At 30.1% G+C, this 20,353-nt stretch carries 20 protein-coding genes and 1 riboswitch; of the genes, 4 read left to right on the top strand and 16 right to left on the bottom strand.

Features of this window, described 5'->3' with window-relative positions:
- Positions 1-4 precede the first annotated feature (4 nt).
- From gcvP to ABXT72_RS01395, 6 genes are all read right to left on the bottom strand, one after another.
- On the bottom strand, positions 5-2,863 hold the full coding sequence (gene gcvP, locus ABXT72_RS01420; protein ID WP_415278573.1) for an aminomethyl-transferring glycine dehydrogenase: 2,859 nt from the start codon (positions 2,861-2,863) through the stop codon (positions 5-7).
- Positions 2,864-3,244 (bottom strand): glycine cleavage system protein GcvH, encoded by a 381-nt coding sequence (gcvH, locus tag ABXT72_RS01415; protein ID WP_415278572.1) that lies wholly within the window; start codon positions 3,242-3,244, stop codon positions 2,864-2,866.
- On the bottom strand, positions 3,241-4,347 hold the full coding sequence (gene gcvT / locus ABXT72_RS01410; RefSeq protein WP_415278571.1) for a glycine cleavage system aminomethyltransferase GcvT: 1,107 nt from the start codon (positions 4,345-4,347) through the stop codon (positions 3,241-3,243). Before gcvT ends, gcvH begins: the two co-directional genes overlap by 4 nt.
- A 77-nt stretch (positions 4,348-4,424) precedes the next feature.
- Positions 4,425-4,514: riboswitch (glycine riboswitch) on the bottom strand.
- Between the two features lie 24 nt (positions 4,515-4,538).
- Positions 4,539-5,432, bottom strand: a complete 894-nt coding sequence (locus ABXT72_RS01405) for a DMT family transporter (RefSeq protein ID WP_415278569.1) — start codon at positions 5,430-5,432, stop codon at positions 4,539-4,541.
- Complete coding sequence (locus tag ABXT72_RS01400; RefSeq protein WP_415278567.1) at positions 5,419-6,372, bottom strand: biotin-dependent carboxyltransferase family protein; 954 nt, start codon at positions 6,370-6,372, stop codon at positions 5,419-5,421. The genes ABXT72_RS01405 and ABXT72_RS01400 overlap by 14 nt, the downstream gene beginning before the upstream one ends.
- A complete protein-coding gene (locus ABXT72_RS01395; protein ID WP_415278565.1) occupies positions 6,365-7,051 on the bottom strand; it encodes an allophanate hydrolase subunit 1 in 687 nt (228 codons plus the stop codon). The genes ABXT72_RS01400 and ABXT72_RS01395 overlap by 8 nt, the downstream gene beginning before the upstream one ends.
- Positions 7,052-7,078: 27 nt before the next feature.
- Between ABXT72_RS01395 and ABXT72_RS01390 the strand changes: the two genes are divergently transcribed.
- The 3 genes from ABXT72_RS01390 to ABXT72_RS01380 are packed head-to-tail and all read left to right on the top strand — an operon-like array spanning position 7,079 to position 9,002.
- Positions 7,079-7,852, top strand: a complete 774-nt coding sequence (locus ABXT72_RS01390; protein ID WP_415278564.1) for a 5-oxoprolinase subunit PxpA — start codon at positions 7,079-7,081, stop codon at positions 7,850-7,852.
- 3 nt (positions 7,853-7,855) lie between these two features.
- The gene (locus ABXT72_RS01385) at positions 7,856-8,347 is read left to right on the top strand and encodes a tetratricopeptide repeat protein (RefSeq protein ID WP_415278563.1); all 492 of its coding nucleotides are present in this window, start codon (positions 7,856-7,858) and stop codon (positions 8,345-8,347) included.
- Positions 8,348-8,387: 40 nt separating this feature from the next.
- Positions 8,388-9,002, top strand: coding sequence for a YjbE family putative metal transport protein (locus ABXT72_RS01380; RefSeq protein ID WP_415278562.1), 615 nt, complete (start codon positions 8,388-8,390; stop codon positions 9,000-9,002).
- Between the two features lies 1 nt (position 9,003).
- Here ABXT72_RS01380 and panB read toward each other — a convergent pair whose 3' ends face one another.
- From panB to ABXT72_RS01335, 9 genes are read right to left on the bottom strand one after another with little or no spacing between them, the layout of a single operon-like run.
- On the bottom strand, positions 9,004-9,777 hold the full coding sequence (gene panB / locus ABXT72_RS01375; protein WP_415278561.1) for a 3-methyl-2-oxobutanoate hydroxymethyltransferase: 774 nt from the start codon (positions 9,775-9,777) through the stop codon (positions 9,004-9,006).
- Between the two features lie 4 nt (positions 9,778-9,781).
- The gene (locus ABXT72_RS01370; protein ID WP_415278560.1) at positions 9,782-10,201 is read right to left on the bottom strand and encodes a VOC family protein; all 420 of its coding nucleotides are present in this window, start codon (positions 10,199-10,201) and stop codon (positions 9,782-9,784) included.
- Between the two features lie 27 nt (positions 10,202-10,228).
- On the bottom strand, positions 10,229-11,794 hold the full coding sequence (gene guaA / locus ABXT72_RS01365) for a glutamine-hydrolyzing GMP synthase (RefSeq protein ID WP_415278559.1): 1,566 nt from the start codon (positions 11,792-11,794) through the stop codon (positions 10,229-10,231).
- The gene (locus tag ABXT72_RS01360) at positions 11,784-12,221 is read right to left on the bottom strand and encodes a hypothetical protein (protein ID WP_415278558.1); all 438 of its coding nucleotides are present in this window, start codon (positions 12,219-12,221) and stop codon (positions 11,784-11,786) included. The genes guaA and ABXT72_RS01360 overlap by 11 nt, the downstream gene beginning before the upstream one ends.
- Positions 12,221-13,297 (bottom strand): IMP dehydrogenase, encoded by a 1,077-nt coding sequence (gene guaB, locus ABXT72_RS01355; protein ID WP_415278557.1) that lies wholly within the window; start codon positions 13,295-13,297, stop codon positions 12,221-12,223. The genes ABXT72_RS01360 and guaB overlap by 1 nt, the downstream gene beginning before the upstream one ends.
- A 37-nt stretch (positions 13,298-13,334) precedes the next feature.
- Entirely contained in the window at positions 13,335-13,946 is a 612-nt protein-coding gene (locus ABXT72_RS01350; RefSeq protein WP_415278555.1) for an RlmE family RNA methyltransferase, read from the bottom strand.
- A complete protein-coding gene (locus ABXT72_RS01345; protein ID WP_415278553.1) occupies positions 13,947-14,858 on the bottom strand; it encodes a glycosyltransferase in 912 nt (303 codons plus the stop codon). It abuts the gene before it with no gap.
- Positions 14,859-15,662, bottom strand: a complete 804-nt coding sequence (gene pssA / locus ABXT72_RS01340; RefSeq protein ID WP_415278552.1) for a CDP-diacylglycerol--serine O-phosphatidyltransferase — start codon at positions 15,660-15,662, stop codon at positions 14,859-14,861.
- A gap of 3 nt (positions 15,663-15,665) precedes the next feature.
- Positions 15,666-16,313, bottom strand: coding sequence for a phosphatidylserine decarboxylase (locus ABXT72_RS01335; protein WP_415278551.1), 648 nt, complete (start codon positions 16,311-16,313; stop codon positions 15,666-15,668).
- Positions 16,314-16,390: 77 nt separating this feature from the next.
- Here ABXT72_RS01335 and ABXT72_RS01330 point away from each other — a divergent pair, with 77 nt between their 5' ends.
- The gene (locus tag ABXT72_RS01330; protein ID WP_415278550.1) at positions 16,391-17,605 is read left to right on the top strand and encodes an NADP-dependent isocitrate dehydrogenase; all 1,215 of its coding nucleotides are present in this window, start codon (positions 16,391-16,393) and stop codon (positions 17,603-17,605) included.
- On the opposite strand, the gene alaS is transcribed toward ABXT72_RS01330, so the two are convergent.
- A complete protein-coding gene (alaS, locus tag ABXT72_RS01325) occupies positions 17,598-20,267 on the bottom strand; it encodes an alanine--tRNA ligase (RefSeq protein ID WP_415278548.1) in 2,670 nt (889 codons plus the stop codon). The two genes, ABXT72_RS01330 and alaS, sit on opposite strands and share 8 nt — an antisense overlap.
- Between the last annotated feature and the right edge of the window lie 86 nt (positions 20,268-20,353).

Here is a 20,353-nt window from a genome sequence, read left to right as displayed (position 1 = left end):
ATATCTAAGCTGCTGTATCTTCGTACTCTTCCATAGATGGACATGTGCAAAACAAATTTTTATCTCCATAAACATTATCTACTCTACCAACTGGAGGCCAATATTTATTTGTTCTTAAAAACTCTGAAGGATAAGCGGCCTCTTCTCTTTCATACTTATGATCCCACTTATTGGATGTTAATTCAACGTGAGTATGTGGCGCATTCTTCAATGGGTTGTCAGTCTTATCATATTCACCAGACTGAATTTTATCTATTTCTTGTTTTATCTTTATAAGAGTAGAACAAAACTTGTCAATTTCACTCAAACTTTCACTTTCCGTAGGTTCAATCATCATTGTACCAGCAACAGGCCAAGACATTGTTGGAGCATGGTAGCCAAAATCAATCAATCGCTTTGCAATATCTTCCTCAGTAATCCCTGTTTCACTTTTTATCGTTCTAATATCAATGATACATTCATGAGCTACATTGCCACTTTTACCCTTATACAAAATTGGAAAAGAGTCTTTTAATTTATGTGCAATGTAATTTGCATTTAGAATTGCAACTTGTGAGGCTTTTCTTAAGCCTTCAGAACCCATCATCTTTATATACATCCATGAAATTGATAAAATACTTGAGCTGCCCCAAGGTGCTGCAGATACTGCTCCCATTCCAGTCACTGGGCCACAATCTTTAATTACAGAATGTTTTGGTAAAAATATTTCTAAATGCTTTTTACATGCTATTGGTCCCATACCTGGTCCTCCTCCACCGTGGGGTATACAAAATGTTTTGTGCAAATTTATATGACAAACATCTGGTCCAAAATTACCTGGTTTTGCAATTCCAACTAACGCATTTAAGTTTGCTCCGTCCATATAAACTTGTCCACCATGATTATGAATTAATTCACAAATATCAGTTATTTTTTCCTCAAAAACACCATGCGTTGATGGGTAAGTAACCATAAGAGCAGCTAAATTTTCCGAATGTTCTTCAGCTTTATTTTTTAAATCTTCATAGTCTACGTTTCCATATTGATCACATTTCACAACAACTACTTTCATACCAACCATTTGGGCGCTTGCTGGGTTTGTGCCATGTGCAGAGCTTGGAATTAAACAAACATTACGATTTGTTTCATTATTTTTTTCATGAAATTTACGAATTACCATTAAACCAGCAAACTCACCTTGAGCTCCAGCATTTGGCTGTAATGAAACTCCAGAAAAGCCAGTAATTGACCTTAACCAGTTTTTTAAATCTGTAAATAACTCCCTGTAACCATCCATTTGCTCTACAGGAGAAAAAGGATGTGGTTGTGAAAATTCTTTCCAGGTAACTGGTATCATTTCTGAAACTGCATTAAGTTTCATAGTGCACGAACCCAAAGCAATCATAGATTTATTTAAGGCAATGTCAGAGTCTTCTAATTTTTTTAGATAACGTAGCATTTCTGTTTCTGAATGGTAACTATTAAAAACTGGATGATCTAAATAAGTTGAAGTTCTTAATAAATTTTTAGGAATATTAGATAAACTTTCATTCATAGATTCTTTAATTGTTTCTGAACAATTAAAAATTTTTAATAACTGATTTGCTCTATAAAGATTTTTTCTTTCATCAAAAGACACTGCTAACATTTCAGAATTCACTTTTCTGATATTTACTCCTTGATCTAAAGCATTTTTGTATATCTTCTCTGTTTTATCTAGAGTTTTTATTGTTACCGTATCAAAAAAATCATTTGAATAAAGCTCATAACCTGATTGTTTCAGTTTATCTGCAAAATTTTTAGTCAGTTGAGAGACACTTTCTGCAATTTTTTTAATACCTTGTGGACCGTGATAAACAGCATAAGCTGCAGAGACTATTGCTAATAATGCTTGTGCAGTACAAATATTACTCGTAGCTTTATCTCTTCTTATATGTTGCTCTCTTGTTTGTAGAGCAAGTCTGTATGCTTTTTTTCCATGTCTATCTACTGAAACACCTACTATTCTTCCTGGCATTGATCTTTTGTATTCATCTTTTGTAGCAAAAAATGCTGCATGTGGACCACCATAACCCATTGGAATTCCAAAACGTTGTGAACTACCAACCGCAATATCAGCACCTAACTCAGCAGGTGTTTTTAGTTTAGCAAGTGCTAACAAATCACATGCAAGAACTGCTTTTCCATTAAATTTGTGTATTTTACTAATAGCTTCACTAGGGTCTTTTATATCCCCAAGGGTGCCTGGATATTGAATAATACCACATATAATATCTTCTTTAATATCTTTATCTTCGTCACCAACTATTATTTCTAAACCTAAAGGCTCAGCTCTTGTTTTAATAACATCGATTGTTTGAGGGTGGCAATTTTTTGAAACAAAAACTTTTTTAGATTCAGACTTAGATATTCTATAGCTCAATCCCATAGCTTCTGCTGCTGCTGTTCCTTCATCTAAAAGAGAGGCATTAGCAATATCCATTCCAGTAAAATCAATTATCATTTGTTGAAAATTTAATAACATTTCCAATCTTCCTTGTGCTACTTCTGGCTGGTAGGGAGTATAAGAAGTGTACCATCCTGGATTTTCTAATATATTTCTAAGTATTACGTACGGAGTATAAGTTCCATAATAACCCATTCCTATAAAGCTTGAATAAACTTCATTTTTTTTTGCAATATTTTTTAATTTTCTAAGTGCTTTATATTCAGAGTTTGGATCTCCAATATCTAAATCATCTTTAAGAAGGATTTTTTCTGGTACAGTATCTTTTATTAAATCATCAAGACTTTGATAGCCTAATTCTTTAAGCATAACATTTTGTTCATCAACGGATGGACCTATATGTCTTTGTATAAAATCTTTTTGAGCATTTTTTAACATTTAACTACCACTTTCTTTTGAAAATTTTTCGTATTCTTCTTTATTCATTAATGAACCCATTTCAGACTTATCAGTAATTTTTAATTTAAAAAACCATGCTTCATTTTCTGGATCACTATTAACCTTTGCAGGATCATCAACAATAGCTTGGTTATTTTCGATAATTTCTCCAGATACAGGAGTATAAATATCGCTTGCAGCTTTTGTTGATTCTACAACTCCTGCATTACCATCTTTAACAACAGAGGACCCTATTTCTGGTAACTCTACAAAAACAATATCTCCTAGCATTTCGGTTGCATGTTGTGTAATTCCTATTACAGCAGTATCTCCATCTAATTTTATCCACTCATGTTCTTTTGAATATTTTACTTCACTCATTTATTAGCTCCTTTCACATAACTTTTTTTATAAAATGGCAAATTACTTATAATTGCCGGATATTTTTTTCCTCTCACTTCTAAAAAAACCTTTGTATCAATTTTAGAAAATGAATTTTCCACATAACCCATTGCAACTGGGGCCTGAACACTCGGTCCAAAAGTTCCACTTGTAATTTCCCCAATATTTTTATTATCCTCACTAAATATTGAAGTTTTTTCTCGAGCTATAATTCTTCCTTCTGGCTTAATACCTACACGGATCTTGCTTACCCCATTTTCAATTTGAGATTTAATTTTTTCACATCCAATAAACCCACCCTCAAGAATTCTATTTTTTGATATTGCCCATTTTAAATTGGCTTCTACTGGGCTTTTATTAATATCCATGTCATGACCATACAAACAAAGCCCCGCCTCTAATCTCAAGGTATCTCTGGCACCTAGTCCAATTAAACTGGCCCCTTCATCTATGAGTTTTTGCACAAACACTTCTGCTGCATCATTTTTTATCGATATCTCAAATCCATCTTCACCTGTATAGCCTGATCTTGTGATATAAATATTTTCTTTAAGATAATTAAATGTATCACCATTCATAAATTTTAGATCTGATACTCCATTGATTATCTTTTCTAACATTTGGACTGTTTTTGGCCCCTGTATTGCTATAAGAGATAATTCTTCACTTAAAATCATTTCATACTTATTTTCTAATAATTTAGATAAAAGTTTAAAATCTGTATTCTTACAAGCAGCATTCAATACAATGTTAAAACCGCCTTCAACTTTAGTGATAATCAAATCATCGTAAATTCCTGCTTCTTCATTCATTAAAAAACTATATTTTGACTGATTTAATTTAGCTTTACTCAATTCAGCTGGAAAAATTCTTTCAAGACTTTTTGCTAATGTGTCATCTCCTTTAATGAATAGTTGACCCATATGTGACACATCAAAAATACCTACATTTTCTCTTGTACTTTTATGCTCCTCAATAATTCCTTTAGAATATTGAATTGGCATTTGATACCCAGCAAATGGAACAAATTTAGCTCCATGCTTTTGATGTAAATTGTAAAGTGCTGTTTTTATATTTTCCATATTAACTCACTGTACCCATCTGTATGTTTGCCTGAGAGTTTTATTCCGTCGGCGAGAACTTAATCTCTTTCCAGAGTTAATATGTTACGGTCCTTTTGCCTGAGAGATTCCTGGGTGGTTGCTCCTTCGGCGCTACGATATTTTGTAGTCTCTCCCGTATGGGAGAATAATCTACCAGATGTATGTCATAGTCAATTAATAATTTTTTCTTTTTTATCAGACAAAAGTAACGATGAAAACTGAAGTAAAACAGCAAATAGAATAATTGCACCTCCAATTAAGGTAAATAATGATGCTCGTTCACCTGCAAATAAAAAAGCCCAAACTGGCCCTAAAACTGATTCAGATAGCATAATTACTCCAACCATTGCTGAGGGTGTGCTACGTGCACCGATCGTAATGAATATAAATCCAAAACCAACTTGAAAAAATCCTGCTAAAAAACCTAAAAAAATATCATTAGGTGAAACAATTAAATTATGTGAATAATAAATACATACACTTAACCCAATTAAACATGAGCTTACTCCAGCAACAAATTGAGCAGGAATCATGTCTACTGTAGGAAATTTTCTTACAATCATGATTAAGACCGCAAATGTGATGGGCATTGTAAATGCAGCTAAATTTCCCGAAAGGTTACCTGGTCTCAAATCATTACCAACCATTAAAGTAACTCCTGTTATTGCTAATATTATTGAAACTAGAGTTATTGTTGAAATTTTTTCTTTTAAAAATAAGTAACCAAAAATTGCAAGAAATAAAATCTGTAATGATATTATAAAATTAGTATTAGCAACTGATGTATTAGACATTGCATATACATAACCGCAAAATCCAAATGACAGTACAATACCTCCAAAAAAACCTGGTAATCCTGACTTATAAAAAGAGCTTAAAGTTTTCTTTTTATAGGTAATTATTAGAAACGCTAAAACGGTAAGTGTAAAAAATAAAGATCTCCAAAAAAGAATTTGCCACTCGGTAGAGCCTTCAAATTTTTTTACAATAAGCCCTCCAAAACTTAAACTTAAAGCACCCATAAAAATAAGCAGTGGACCAGGAATTTTATTAATTACATTCATTTAAATATTTATTTGTATCTTCTGTGTATGCTTTAAATATATTCTGAGCTTCTTCAAGACTTACTTCCTTAAAATTTATTTTTGTTCCAGGCGTTAATTGCCCAACTAAATCAAGATCAGCAGCAATAACTACACCAATCTTTGGATATCCCCCAACTGTGCCATGATCAGACAACATTATTATTGGATTACCATCAGCAGGTACCTGAATAACTCCTCTAACTAAACCTTCTGATTTGATATTGGTATTTTTTATATTTTCTAATTTAGGACCTTTTAATCTTATGCCCATTCTATCAACAAGATTTGTGATTAAAAAATCTTCATTAAAAAATTTGTCTATTGCATCCTTAGAAAAATAGTCAAAATTTGTACCTTTAATAATTCTAATGATATTATCAGTAGAATAATCATAATTTATTTTTTTGTTTATTGCATTTTTGATATCCTTTTTTTTAATAAAAATTTTATCATTTATGGAATATTTTTTTCCATCGTTAGGCCCAATATTTGCTTTAGTGTTTATGGAATAACTGCTCCAGGTTTTTTCTAGATCAAAGCCACCATTAACAGCTAGATATCCATACGTAGAATTTTTGGTTGATATTATATCTATTTGGTCCTCTTCATCTAAAATATAACTTTTGTAACATTCACCTTCTTCAACTTCTAAATTCTTTCTAATAATCTTAAAAAGGATATCTCCAGATATTGCAAAATTAATTTTTCCATTCTTTAACTTTAAAAGAGGGCCTTGGTATGCAAACTCTACTACAGGCTCATTTAATTGATTATCAACCAATCTATTTGATAATATGTAATTTCTTTGGTCAATTGCACCACTTACTGCAATTCCAACATGATATAAGTGATTTCTACCTTTGTCTTGAATGGTAGTGTTAACCCCCGCTCTTAAAATTTCAAAATATGCTTTATTCATTCCAATTTAAATATTCTTCTTTTGTAATTTGATAAAAACTTACTTTATCACCTGGATTAACTAGAGCTGGTTGAATTAAATTTTTATCATCAAAAATTTTCTTTGGAGTGTTACCGATAATATTCCAACCACCAGGGCTTTCAAAAGTATAGATATTTGCAAATTGCTCTGTTATTCCTACTGATCCTTTAGGCATCTTTAATCTTGGTGTTTCTAATCGATCACATCTAATATTTTCATTAAGATCTCCTAAAAAAGGCATTCCAGCAATAAAACCTGTCATATAACAAAAATATTCTTTGCCAAAATACAGTTCTAATATTTTATCTTTATCTATATTCAATTTTTTAGTTAGCCTTAAAAAATCTAATCCATATTCATCATCACAACAAACTGGAATTTTAACTTTTTGATTATTATTTTTAACATCTCTATTAATAGTTAAACCTTCTATAAAATTTTTGATTTTTTTATAGTTGGTTATAGTTAAGTCAAAACTAATAATTAATTTATTATAAGAGGGGGTTAAGTTAGTTATTCCGTCAACTTCTTTCTCTTTTATTAATTTTGATAAATGATTAAAATAATCTATTACATTGGCATTTATCAACTCATTAACTTCAGAACCAAAATCACAATAAACAGCTGTATCACCAAGATTTGATATATTTTTAACCATGCCATGTTATACTCCAGACTAAAGAGTATGGAAATTAATATCAATTGTGATTTAGGAGAAAAATCTAAGTTTCATTCAATCGAGAATGATCCCAAGTTACTTGATATTGTAAATTCTGCCAACATTGCCTGCGGCTATCATGCTGGGGATGAACAAACAATGGAAATGGTTATTCAAATTTCTAAAAAGAATGGAGTTAGTATGGGTGCTCATCCTTCTTTTAATGATCCTGAAAACTTTGGAAGAAAAAGAATGAATTTAAATTCTTTAGAAATAAAAAAACTAATTTTTGAACAATATGAAATATTACAAAAAATTGCTCAAAAACATAATGAAAATGTAACCCATATTAAGCCACATGGAGCACTTAATAATATGGCTTGTGAAGATTTAGAATTAGCCACAACGCTGGCTGAGGCAATTAAAGATATAAATAAAGATGTTATTTATCTTGTTCCAACTGGTTCACAAATGGAAATTGCTGCTAAGAAAAATAATATGAAAATAGCTTGTGAAATATTTGCTGATAGAAATTATGAAGATGATGGTAATTTGATCTCTAGAAAAAAGCCTAACGCTTTAATCACTGATCCAGATATTGCAAAGAAACATGTGTTATATATGGTTAAAAATCAGTCAATAAATTGTCTCAGTGGTAAACAGATACCTTGTGAAATTGACTCTGTTTGTATACATGGTGATAATAAAAGTTCATTAGCAACTGCAAAATCTATCAAAGATAACTTAGTTAATAATGGCTTAATACTTAAACCTTTAAATAAAATGAAAAAATTTAATTAAAATATGAAAAAACTTATTTATACTTTACTAATAATTATTGCTCTTACTAGTAATTCATTTTCTGCAGGGACTAGCAGTGATAACGATTCTTCTCCTAAAGTGTCAGACTACACAAAAGCAAAAAATTTAGTTAAAGCTGCAAAAAAATATGAAAAAAAAGGTAAAATAGAAAAAGCACAAAAAAGATATGCTAAGGCACAAAAACTTCTTATAAAATCTAATAAGAAAAAACCTCTACAAGCAGATACTTTAAATTATTTAGGCTTTACTACTAGAAAACTTGGGGATTATGAAGGAGGTGAGAAATTTTACTTACAAGGCTTACAAATTGAGCCCAATCATAATGGAATAAATGAGTACCTTGGTGAGCTTTACGTAACTACTAATAGAATGGATATGGCTAAAGAAAGATTAGAAGTTTTAAAAACTTGCAATTGTGAAGAATACGAGGAGCTAAAAGAAATTATTGACGGAACAAAGAAGTCTAAATATTAAACATTGAATAAAAAATAAATATTTAATATTATAAAAAATCTTGATTGAAGAATTCATAATTTTAACCCAAATTATCTTTATAGATATTATCTTAGCTGCTGATAACGCTATTATTATTGGATTAATTGCTGCTAACTTTGTACCAAAGAATAGAAAACAAATAATTCTCTGGGGTGTTGCTGGAGCTTTAATTTTTAAAATTATTTTTGCTCTTTTTGCTACCTACCTATTTGAGTTTTATTATATTAAAATTTTAGGTGGACTACTTCTAATTTGGATTGTTAATGATTTAAGGAAAGATTTAGTTGAAATGAAGAATAAGATTAAATCACCAGTAAAAAAATCAACAGAGCCCTCATTTGTAAAAAGTATTTATAAAGTTTTATTTGCAGATATTACGATAAGCTTTGATAACGTTATTGGAGTCGTTGGTGCTGCAAAAGGTTATTTTGGCTTCATGATATTTGGTCTTATTTTGTCTGTTGTATTAACTGGGGCATTAGCTACTTATTTAGCAAATTATATTCAAAAACATTTATGGATAGCCTATGTAGGCTTAGGTTTTATTTTAATTGTGGCACTACAATTAATAATTGGTGGATTAAATGATTATGGCGTTTTATCAATTAACGAAACATTTAAACAATATTTTTAATTTAGTATGAATGTTTCTTGGTAGGAAACTTATTTGTAACCACATCTTTCTTAAACTTTAGTACAGCATCATTTATTTGTTTTTCAATATTTGAATACCTTTTAACAAATCTCGCTTTAATTTTATTTAATCCTATAAGATCATCTGTAACTAAAACTTGCCCGTCACAGTGTACTGATGCTCCAATACCAATTATAGGAATTTTAATTGTTTTTGTAATTTCTTTTGCTAAAGAACTTTCAACACACTCTAAAACAATTGAAAATACACCAGCTTCTTCCAAAAGTTTAGAATCTCTTAAAATAATTTTTCTTTCTTTTTTTTCTTTTCCTTTAAATCTAAAACTTGTTGCGGATTGTGGAAGAACACCAAGATGTCCCATTACTGGAATTTTATTCTTAATTAAAGTTTTAATTATTTGAAAAACTTTTTTACCACCTTCAAGCTTGATAGCATCACACTTCGTTTTAGAAATTATTTTTTTAGCATTCTTTAATGCTTCATTTGGGTTTTTATATGTTCCATATGGCATATCCACTACCATCAAGCTTTTTTCGATTCCCATTCTTACACTTTTAGAATGTTCAATCATCATATCTAATGTTACTTTCTTTGTGGATGAAAAGTTGTAAAGCACTGAACCAAGAGAGTCTCCAACTAGAACAATGTCACAATATTTATCTATAATAGAAGCTACATTCTTAGAATAAGCTGTAAGACATACAATTTTTGATTTATTCTTTTTTTTAATAAGATCTAAAATTTTCTTCTGCATCTTATTACCAGGTGCCAGTATTCTCCATTGAAGACCATGGTTCTTTTGGTTCTAAATTACCATCTTGTAATATTTCAATAGATATGTTGTCTGGTGATCTAACAAAAGCCATGTGTCCATCTCTAGGAGGTCTATTTATTGTATAGCCCATATCTAATAATCTTTGACATGTTTCATAAATATTTTCAACACGGTATGCTAAATGACCAAAATTTCGAGAACCTTGACCTAATTCGTCTCCATCCCAATTATATGTTAGTTCCATTTCAGCTTTTTCATCACCAGGTGCTGCTAAAAAAATTAAAGTAAACCTACCTTGCTCACTCTCCATTCTTCTAGTTTCAACTAAACCTAGTCCATTACAATAAAAAATTAATGATTTCTCTACGTCAGAGATTCTAATCATGGTGTGTAAATATTTCATAATTCCTTTCAATTTATAAAGACTTATCTACTCTAATTCAATAGTACTTGGTGGTTTTGAAGTAACATCATAAACTACTCTATTAATACCTCTAATATTATTAATAATTTCATTGGAAATTGATTGCATGAAACCTTTAGGAAAATCAAAAAAATCAGCAGTCATTCCATCTTCAGATGTAATTGCTCTTAATAAACAAATATGTTCATAAGTACGATTATCTCCCATAACACCCACAGTTTTTACTGGTAGTAAAGCAGCATAAGCTTGCCAAATTTTATCATATAATCCATGATCTCTTAAAGCTTTAATAAAATAGAAATCTGCTTCTTTTAAAATTTTAATTTTTTCATTTGTTATAATGCCAGGCATTCTTATTGCTAAGCCCGGACCAGGAAATGGATGTCTAGAGATTATGTCATTAGATAAATTAAGTTCTAACCCTAATTTTCTAACTTCATCTTTAAATAAAAATTTAAGAGGTTCTACTAATTTTAATTTCATTCTTTTAGGAAGGCCACCCACATTATGATGTGATTTTATTTTTGAGGTTTGACTACCTGTAACAGATTTACTTTCGATTAAGTCCGGATAAAGAGTACCTTGAGCAAGAAATTGAACATTTTTAATTTTATTAGCATATCTTTCAAATATTTTAATAAATAGATTTCCTATAATTTTTCGTTTTTTTTCAGGATCAGAAACATTTGTTAATTTTGTAATAAATTCTTTTTCTGCATTGACATAAATTAAATTCATCTTTAATTTTTTCTTAAATGTATTAATTACTTGCGTTTCTTCATTTTTTCTTAAAAGACCATTGTTAACAAAAATACAAGTTAAATTTTTTCCAATTGCTTTACTTAACAATTGCGCTACCACACTACTATCGACACCACCTGACAATCCACAAATTACTTTGTTGTTACCTACTTGTTCTTTAATTTCATTAATCAATTTTAATTTTTGATCTTTCGAGGACCAGTTTTTTTTAATTTTACATATTAGAAAAACAAAATTACGTAATAAAATTTTACCTTTATTAGTGTGTGTTACTTCTGGGTGGAATTGTACTCCATAGAAATTATCTTTAATATTTTCAATTATTGTTAATTTAGAATTTTTTGTGGATGCTATAACTTTAAAATTTTTTGGCATTTTTGAAACTTGATCAGCATGGCTCATCCAAACATTACTTGTATTATTTTTATTAAAAAAATTTTTAGTTAAAATACTATTTGATACTTTATTTATAGTCGCAAGACCAAACTCCCTGTGTTTTGATTTTTTAACTTTACCACCTAGAAGTTTAGACAATATCTGATGTCCAAAACATATACCTAGGATTGGAATTTCAAGTTTTAAAATCTTCTTATCAAATTTAAATTTATCATTTTCATAAACATTAAGAGGACCACCAGATAGTATTATTCCAGCAATATTATCTTTTGTAATTTGGGTTATTTTTATTTTTTTGTGGCTAACTATTTCTGAAAAAACCCCTAATTCTCTTACTCTTCTTGCAATTAATTGAGTAAATTGGGAACCAAAATCAATTATTAAAATTTTACTTAAATTATTATTAAGACTCATTTTTAGGTTCCAAATTCTTTAAGGATTCTAAAATAGAATTTTTTTTATTACATAGTTTATTACAAATTTTAGAAAAATTATCTGCTAATTCTTTTACTTTGGAATAATTGGATCTTTTTAACTCTATTTCCATAAGCATATAATTAGCTTCTTCATTTTTAGGATCCAGTAAGAGCACCGTATCTATATTTTTTTTTTCTTCTTTTTTATTCTCTTCAAAATTATAAATTTTTGCTAAATATAAATATGAGTTTTGATCCTTGGGGTTAAAAACGATACTTCTTTGAAACAAAAATTTAGATTCTTCATATTTCTTTTCATCATATTTATTTTTTCCTTTTTCAAAAAAATTATTTTCTGCTAAAGAATAGCTGCCAAAATTTAAAAGCATAAATAGTACAATTGTTAATTTATTTATTTTTTTCATTAATACTTGCTCTCATTTTTTACTTCGTCAACATTATGAACCATACTTTCATAAAAACCTGCTTTTGTTATTTTTACAAAATTAGGTTTATTTTTAAGATTTAGAACTTTTTTTGCACCTAGATAACCCATAGATGATTTTAAGCCTCCAATTAATTTATAAATTATGCTTTTAACATCACCCTTGTATTTTACAAAACCTTCTACTCCTTCCGGAACATATTTAGATATATCTTTTTGTTTGGTTTGAAAATATCTATCAGCTGATCCTTTATTCATTGCTCCAACAGATCCCATTCCTCTAAAACTTTTAAATAACTTACCATTTTTTTTAATTAGTTTTCCAGGTGTTTCAAGGCTTCCTGCGAACAAAGAACCTATCATTATTGCATCAGCACCTGCTGACAGTGCCTTAGCTAAATCACCAGAATATTTAATTCCTCCATCTGAAATAATTTTTACTTTATTATTTTTAACACCTTTTTTAACAGCTAATATTGCACTTAACTGAGGCACACCAATACCAGCAACTAGTCTGGTTGTACAGATTGATCCTGGTCCAATTCCAACTTTAATAATATCTACTCCTAATTTTATTAAAAATTTTGCAGCTTCTGCAGTTGCAATATTTCCAGCACATAGAGTTGTTTTATTTTTTTTTATTTTTTTTATAGCTTTAATAATTTCTGCAACTTTTTTGCTATGTCCATGGGCTGTATCAACAACAATTAAATCCACTTTTTCTTTTAAAATAGCTTCTGCTCTTTTAAGCTCTAAAGGACCAGCTCCAACAGCTGCACCAACTAATAAATTTAATTTTTTAACCTTTCTAATTTCGTCAATTTGTTTTTTAATATCAAGGTTTCTATGTATTATACCAATACCTCCAGCTTTAGCTATTGCTATAGCCATTTTACTCTCTGTAACTGTATCCATTGCAGAGGATAATAAAGGTACTTTTAATGTTAAATTAGATGATAATTTTGTGCTGGTATCAACTTCAGAAGGTAGAACTTCTGAGTATTTTGGTGCCATTGTGACATCATCAAAGGTTAGAGCTTCTTTTATAGGATCCATAATAATTTATATATGATTCCCTTCAAAAAAAAAGTCTCTATCTTAAGATTTTACAAATAATAAAACTTTCCTTAGATTCTTTTCTGCTAGACTTAGGTTTAAATACCTTTACTTCTTTAAATATTTTTTTGCCTAAGGCAACTATTTCGTTAAATGATGAGCCTAGAAAAATTTTAGAGACAAATCGTCCTTCTTTAACCAGCATTTCTTTAGAAAAATTCATGGCTTCCATCGCAAGTTCCCCTGTATAAATTGCATCTATATCTTTTATACCTGTAGTATTAACGGCCATATCAGACACAACAACATCCACTTTTGATTTGAATAAGGCTTTGATTTTTTCTTGAGAATCTAAGTCAGTAAAATCACCTTTAATTTGGATTGTATTCTCAATCTCTTCCATACCCTTTAAGTCGATTGAAACCAATCTTCCGCTTTTTACTGTTCTTGAAATATATTGAGACCAGCTACCTGGTGATGCACCTAAATCTATTACTGATATTCCATTTTTTAATATCTTAAATTTTTCATCTATTTCTATTAATTTATATGCCGATCTAGCTCGATAACCATCTACCTGAGATTGTCTAACATAAATATCTCTTTTTTGTTTATTAATCCAATTTTTTGAAATTCTATTCTTTTTCAATTAATGACCAAACCTTAAACTTTTTGATAAAATTTTATTTTCTAAAGTTTTTATGTTTATCTTTACTTCTTTATGTAATCTCATATCTTTATCACCATCCCAGATTCCAGAAGCAAGGTGTATTATACCTAATTTATGATTGGGCAGATAAGGCTCGACAAAGCTTTTTTCTTGTTCGTTAAATTTTGGTAAAAGATTACTAACTAACCAGTTGCAACTATGAGGTAAGAACTCTGTTTCTAAATCATCGATGTAAACAGACATATTAATAGCTAATTGTTCTGATCCAAAAATATTTCCAGCTTTTAATGTTTGTTCTAAATTTTTTTGCCACGTAATCCATCCAACTGAATTTTTTTCTAAAGAAAAAACACCAATATTAATGTGTGGAGCAAACGCAAGTTTTCGCGCTTTATCTATTCCAATTTTTGATTTTATTGCATGTTTAAAATTTTGAGATTTAATTATTGCTAGTTGTCCAAATATCCAATTAACTTTAGACATTATTTTATATCCAGGCGTAAAAGTTTGAGTAATTCCTAATTTCCCATTTTCACAGGCTTTAAAATAAAGCTCTATTGAATTCCAATCCCCTACCCAAGCGTCACAATCAATCCATAAGAATTTTTCATAACTAGGAAAATATTTTGGTAAAAAAGCTCTAGAAACTTGACTCTTTAACCACTCTCTACCTTTTACTTTAAATGCTGGAACATCTATGTCCCATTCGGCTGATTTAATTTCATCAACTTTTTTAGATAATATGTCTCTTTGTTGCTCGGACAAACCAGCATCTAAAATGCAGATTGCTGTATCTTTGCTTTTTTCAAAACTTTTAATAGAATCGACTAATTCGTTAAGTAATTCAAAGTAATTTGAGTCTGCCAGAGATACAATTACATTTTTTTTCATTTATAATATGTCTTCTAGATCATCATTATCATGATTTTCACCACTTAAAATTTTCTGTTTATAAATTTTTTGATAACTGAAGTATCCAAATGGAATTAAGCAAATATAGATTAATCCACAAATGACCAAAACTTTAAATGTATATATTAACAAAAGTCCAAAAAATAACACAACACTAAACAATGCAAAAATTGTCATACGACGTGGTATAGAAATTTTTTTAAAAGCAAATGTGGGAACTTTACTGATCAACAAAAATGAAATCAAAATAAAGAATGTTGGTACTACTATATTGTAATTAATCTTTATTAGATTTATCTCACTTAAGCTTAATATTAACGGCATCAATACCAAAATTCCACCTGCTGGTGATGGGACTCCTTCAAAGTAATTATCTCTCCAAGATGGCTCTGAACTTGAGCTCACGTTAAATCTTGCAAGTCGGAGAGCAACACAAACCACAAAAATCATTGTGAGTAACCAACCAAATTTACCCAAATTATTTAAAGACCAGAAATACATTATAAATGCTGGAGCTACTCCAAAACTAATTAAATCTGCTAAAGAGTCTAATTCCTTTCCAACTAAGGAAGTTCCTTTCAACATCCTTGCAACTCTTCCATCTAATGTATCAAAAATTGCAGCAAATATAATGGCTATAATAGATAGTTCAAATTTTTCATCTAATGCAAATTTAATAGAACTTAACCCAATACATACATTTATTAATGTCAGTGCATTAGGTAAAAGCATTCTAGCTTTTTTATCTGATACAATTTTAAAATTATTTTTAGGTTGTTCCATAAGCTATCTTTTAGCTAATAGCGTTTCACCAGCAATTGTCTTTTGTCCTACTTTAACTAACGTTTCATAATTTTCAAAATAAACATCAGCCCTACTTCCAAATCTTATCATTCCAATTCTTTCACCTTGTTGCAAATTTTGATCCTTTGAAGATTCACATACAATTCTTCTAGCAATTAAACCTGCAATCTGAACAACAATAACATCTTCTCCATGGCTATTCGTTATCTTGTAATAATTTCTTTCATTATCTTCACTTGCTTTATCAAGTGATGCATTTAAAAATTTTCCTGGTTTATAAAGTATTTCTGAAATTTTCCCTTCACAAGGTGTTCTATTAACATGACAATCAAATACGTTCATAAAAATACTTATCTTAGTGAATTTTTTATCTTCTAAACCAAGCTCCTTTGGTCCATCAACCTCATGAACCATTAAAACTTCACCGTCTGCTGGACTTGTAAGGTAATTTTCATCATTTATTGAAATCCGTTCAGGATCTCTAAAAAAATAATATACCCATACAGACAATACCATACCAATTAACCCTAGGAAGGTACTGAGGAAGTACAGAAAAATTGTTGCAATAATAGCTATAGCTAAAAATTTGTAACCTTCAGAATGAATTTTTGGGAAAATTTTCTCTAACATAAGCTTATATTTGATAATTTTTTATTAATATGTATATAAAGCACTAAATTACAATTACTAATATAAATTATTCAAATATGGCTAAAATTAAGGTTAAAAATCCAGTTGCCGAACTCGATGGCGATGAAATGACAAGAATAATATGGGAGTTTATTAAAAGTAAACTTATTCTTCCATATTTAGATTTGGGTATTGAATACTTTGATTTAGGCATGAAAAGCCGAGATAATTCTAACGATCAGATAACAATTGATTCGGCTGCTGCAATTAAAAAAATTGGTGTTGGTATTAAATGTGCAACAATCACACCCGATGAAGCCCGTGTTGAAGAATTTGATTTAAAAAAGATGTGGAGATCTCCCAATGGAACTATACGAAATATTATTGGAGGAACTGTGTTTAGAGAGCCAATAGTTTGTAAAAATATTCCTAAATTAGTACCTTCATGGACAGACCCAGTGATTATTGGAAGGCATGCATTTGGAGACCAGTATAGAGCAACAGATTTTAAAGTTCCTGGAAAAGGTAAAATGGAAGTAAAATGGACAGCTGAAGATGGAAGCCAAGAAATAAAATATGAAGTTTTTAACTTTCCTGGACCAGGTATAGCTTTATCAATGTACAATTTAGATAAATCGATAGAAGACTTTGCAAGATCTTGTTTTGGCTATGGTTTGATTAAAGAATGGCCTGTTTATTTATCAACAAAAAATACAATCCTAAAACAATATGATGGCCGTTTTAAAGATATTTTTCAAAAAATATTTGATGAAGAGTTTAAAGAAAAATTTGAAAAATTAAAAATTACTTATGAACACAGACTAATTGATGACATGGTTGCTTGTGCAATGAAATGGAGTGGTAAATATATTTGGGCTTGTAAAAATTATGATGGTGATGTTCAATCAGATACCATGGCACAAGGATATGGTTCATTAGGTTTAATGACTAGCGTTCTATTAACTCCTGATGGAAAAGTAATGGAGGCTGAAGCAGCTCATGGAACTGTAACTAGACATTATAGGATGCATCAACAAGGTAAAGAAACTTCTACAAATCCAATTGCATCTATATTTGCTTGGACTAGGGGTCTTGCACATAGAGGAAAATTAGACGGAAACGAGGAGCTGATTAATTTCTCGAAAACTTTAGAGAAAGTTTGTATTGATTGTGTTGAAAATGGATCAATGACTAAAGATTTAGCAATTTTGATTGGACCCTCAAGTAAGTACTTAACTACTAATGGTTTCTTAGATGAGTTAGATGGACAACTTAAGAAAAAGCTTAATTAATTAATTTTTTAATACTTTCAAAGGACTCTTCAATTTTATCAGGTAATGTTCCCCCTGCTTGGGCAAAGTCAGCTCTTCCACCACCACCTTTACCACCAATAACTTCTGAACCAGCTCTAACAATTTTTACGGCATCAAACTTGCCCTCTAATGTTTTGGTAACACCTACAGCTAATCCAATTTTATTGTCATTGATTGCATAAATTATTACTAATCCTTCACCAATTTCTTTTTTTCCTTCATCAATTAACTTACGTAGATCTTTAAATGGTAAATCTACAATATTTTGAAACCTAACTTTAAACCCATTAATAATTTGATCATTGATTTTATTTTTTTCTTTATCTTTTAATATTAAGCTAACTGAAAGTTGATCAAATTGTCTATTAAGGTCTTTTATCAAGGCTACTTGATCACTATTTTGAAGATTAGGTTTTCCTCCTAATTTAATAATCTTTGTCTCTAAGTCTTTTATAACTGCTTCATTTTTTTGATCTGATAGATTAGATAAGTTTTCTTTCTCTTTTAAATAATCAACTAACTGCGTATCTCTTAATGCTTCAATTCTCCTTACACCTGCTGCAATAGATGATTGGCTTATAACCTTAAATTTTCCAATGTCAGCTGTGTTTACAACGTGCGTTCCTCCACAGAGTTCTGTTGAGAAAAATTTATCTTCCTCGTCCCCCATAGACAAAACTCTTACTTCATCGCCATATTTTTCTCCAAATAGAGCTAAGGCACCATTCTCAACGGCTTCTTTAGGTGTCATTATTCTTGTTTTCACTTCTGACTTTTTTTGAATTATTGAGTTAACATAATGTTCAATTTTTTCCATCTCTTCTTCTGAGATAGGCTTCATATGACTAAAATCAAATCTTAATCGATCAGACTGAACTAAAGATCCTTTTTGAGTTACATGCTCACCCAAAACTCTTCTTAACGCTTCGTGCAATAAGTGAGTAGCAGAATGGTAGGCTCTAATATTATCTCTTCTCTGTGTATCTATTTTTAATTCAACACTGTCTTTTAATTTAACCGAACCTTTTATAACTTTTCCATAATGAACAAATAAATCCCCTAGTTTTTTTTGAACATCAGACACTTCAAATTCAAAAACCTCATTAGAAATTATTCCTGTATCGGCAACTTGCCCCCCTGACTCGCCATAAAAAGGTGTTTGATTTGTAATTATAATTCCTTCATCATTTTCTTGTAGATCTTTAACCTCTTTATTATTTTTAAGAATTAAAGTAATTACACCTTCTGCTTTGTCCGTAGAATATCCTAAAAAATCAGTTGCTCCTAAACGATCTTTTATATCAAACCATATTTGATCTATGGAACTATCCCCTGATCCTTTCCAATTTTTTTTTGCTAATTCTTTGCTTTCTTTCATTAATAAATCAAACTTCTCTCCATCTACAGTCAGTGATTTATTTTTCAAAATATCTTCAGTTAAATCTAATGGAAAACCAAATGTATCATAAAGTTTAAATGCGACTTCACCAGGTAATATTTTTTCCACTTTCTCTAACTCTTCATTTAATATTTTTATTCCTCTATCCAATAAAACTAAAAACTTTTCTTCTTCTGTTTTTAAAGTTTCTTTTATTAATGATTGTGCTCTTTCTAGCTCAGGATAGTTATTAGACATTTCCTCTAGGAGTGTTTTAAAGATATTATAGAAGACTGGTTTTTTGGAACCTAGCAAATGTGAATGTCTCATTCCACGTCTCATAATTCTTCTAAGTACATATCCCCTACCTTCATTAGATGGTAAAACTCCTTCTGCTAATAAAAATGAACTTGCTCGTAAGTGATCTGCTATTACTCTAAAGCTAGATTGGTTAACTTCATCTACTTTAACGTTTAATGTGTCAGATGCAGACAGTATCAGTTTTTTAAAATGATCTGTTTCATAGTTATCGTGTGTTCCTTGCAATAGTGCTGCTATTCTTTCAAGACCCATGCCAGTATCCACAGATGGTTTTGGTAAATCTATTCTTTTATCTTTTGAAATTTGTTCATATTGCATAAATACTAAATTCCATATTTCTATAAACCGGTTACCATCTTCATTTTTAGTACCAGGCAAACCACCTTCTAGATGGTCACCGTGATCATAAAATATTTCTGAGCATGGTCCGCAAGGTCCTGTGTCGCCCATAGACCAAAAGTTATCTGATGTTGCTATCTTGATTATTCTATCATCACTAAAACCAGCTATTTTTTTCCAATAATTGAATGCCTCTTCATCATCATGGTAAACTGTTACATAAAGACGCTTTTTATCAATTCCGAACTCTTTAGTTATTAAATTCCATGCATAACTAATTGCTTCTTCTTTAAAATAATCTCCAAATGAGAAATTTCCAAGCATTTCAAAAAATGTATGGTGCCTTGGCGTATAACCTACATTTTCAAGGTCGTTATGCTTACCGCCTGCCCTTACACATTTTTGCGAGGTTGTGGCCCTTACATAGTCTCTTTTTTCCAATCCAGTGAATACATTTTTAAATTGTACCATTCCTGAATTTGCAAACATTAATGTTGGATCATTATTTGGAACTAAATTACTAGACTCAACTATCCTGTGATCATTCTTTTCAAAATAATCTAAAAAAGTTGTCCTAATTTGATTTAGTGTTTTGTCAGCCATACATTTAAAATACAGCTTTTTTATTTGATGTCTAGATAAGTGTAGGGAAAAAAGGCGCTTAAATTAAGCGCCTTTTAATAATTAAA

Source organism: Candidatus Pelagibacter sp. Uisw_094 (assembly GCF_047729535.1).
Lineage (GTDB): Bacteria > Pseudomonadota > Alphaproteobacteria > Pelagibacterales > Pelagibacteraceae > Pelagibacter.
The sequence above is the reverse complement of the archived record's forward strand: the minus strand, read 5'-3'. Positions and strand labels throughout refer to the sequence as shown.

Bases quoted from the DNA above. Each gene is read 5' to 3' on its own strand.
- ABXT72_RS01330 (WP_415278550.1), top strand. From the start codon at position 16,391: ATGGCTAAAATTAAGGTTAAAAATCCAGTTGCCGAACTCGATGGCGAT.
- guaB (WP_415278557.1), bottom strand. From the start codon at position 13,297: ATGGATCCTATAAAAGAAGCTCTAACCTTTGATGATGTCACAATGGCA.
- ABXT72_RS01335 (WP_415278551.1), bottom strand. From the start codon at position 16,313: ATGTTAGAGAAAATTTTCCCAAAAATTCATTCTGAAGGTTACAAATTT.
- ABXT72_RS01385 (WP_415278563.1), top strand. From the start codon at position 7,856: ATGAAAAAACTTATTTATACTTTACTAATAATTATTGCTCTTACTAGT.
- guaA (WP_415278559.1), bottom strand. From the start codon at position 11,794: ATGAGTCTTAATAATAATTTAAGTAAAATTTTAATAATTGATTTTGGT.
- alaS (WP_415278548.1), bottom strand. From the start codon at position 20,267: ATGGCTGACAAAACACTAAATCAAATTAGGACAACTTTTTTAGATTAT.
- ABXT72_RS01395 (WP_415278565.1), bottom strand. From the start codon at position 7,051: ATGGTTAAAAATATATCAAATCTTGGTGATACAGCTGTTTATTGTGAT.
- ABXT72_RS01360 (WP_415278558.1), bottom strand. From the start codon at position 12,221: ATGAAAAAAATAAATAAATTAACAATTGTACTATTTATGCTTTTAAAT.
- ABXT72_RS01390 (WP_415278564.1), top strand. From the start codon at position 7,079: ATGGAAATTAATATCAATTGTGATTTAGGAGAAAAATCTAAGTTTCAT.
- pssA (WP_415278552.1), bottom strand. From the start codon at position 15,662: ATGGAACAACCTAAAAATAATTTTAAAATTGTATCAGATAAAAAAGCT.
- ABXT72_RS01345 (WP_415278553.1), bottom strand. From the start codon at position 14,858: ATGAAAAAAAATGTAATTGTATCTCTGGCAGACTCAAATTACTTTGAA.
- panB (WP_415278561.1), bottom strand. From the start codon at position 9,777: ATGCAGAAGAAAATTTTAGATCTTATTAAAAAAAAGAATAAATCAAAA.
- gcvH (WP_415278572.1), bottom strand. From the start codon at position 3,244: ATGAGTGAAGTAAAATATTCAAAAGAACATGAGTGGATAAAATTAGAT.
- gcvP (WP_415278573.1), bottom strand. From the start codon at position 2,863: ATGTTAAAAAATGCTCAAAAAGATTTTATACAAAGACATATAGGTCCA.
- ABXT72_RS01400 (WP_415278567.1), bottom strand. From the start codon at position 6,372: ATGAATAAAGCATATTTTGAAATTTTAAGAGCGGGGGTTAACACTACC.
- ABXT72_RS01405 (WP_415278569.1), bottom strand. From the start codon at position 5,432: ATGAATGTAATTAATAAAATTCCTGGTCCACTGCTTATTTTTATGGGT.
- ABXT72_RS01370 (WP_415278560.1), bottom strand. From the start codon at position 10,201: ATGAAATATTTACACACCATGATTAGAATCTCTGACGTAGAGAAATCA.
- gcvT (WP_415278571.1), bottom strand. From the start codon at position 4,347: ATGGAAAATATAAAAACAGCACTTTACAATTTACATCAAAAGCATGGA.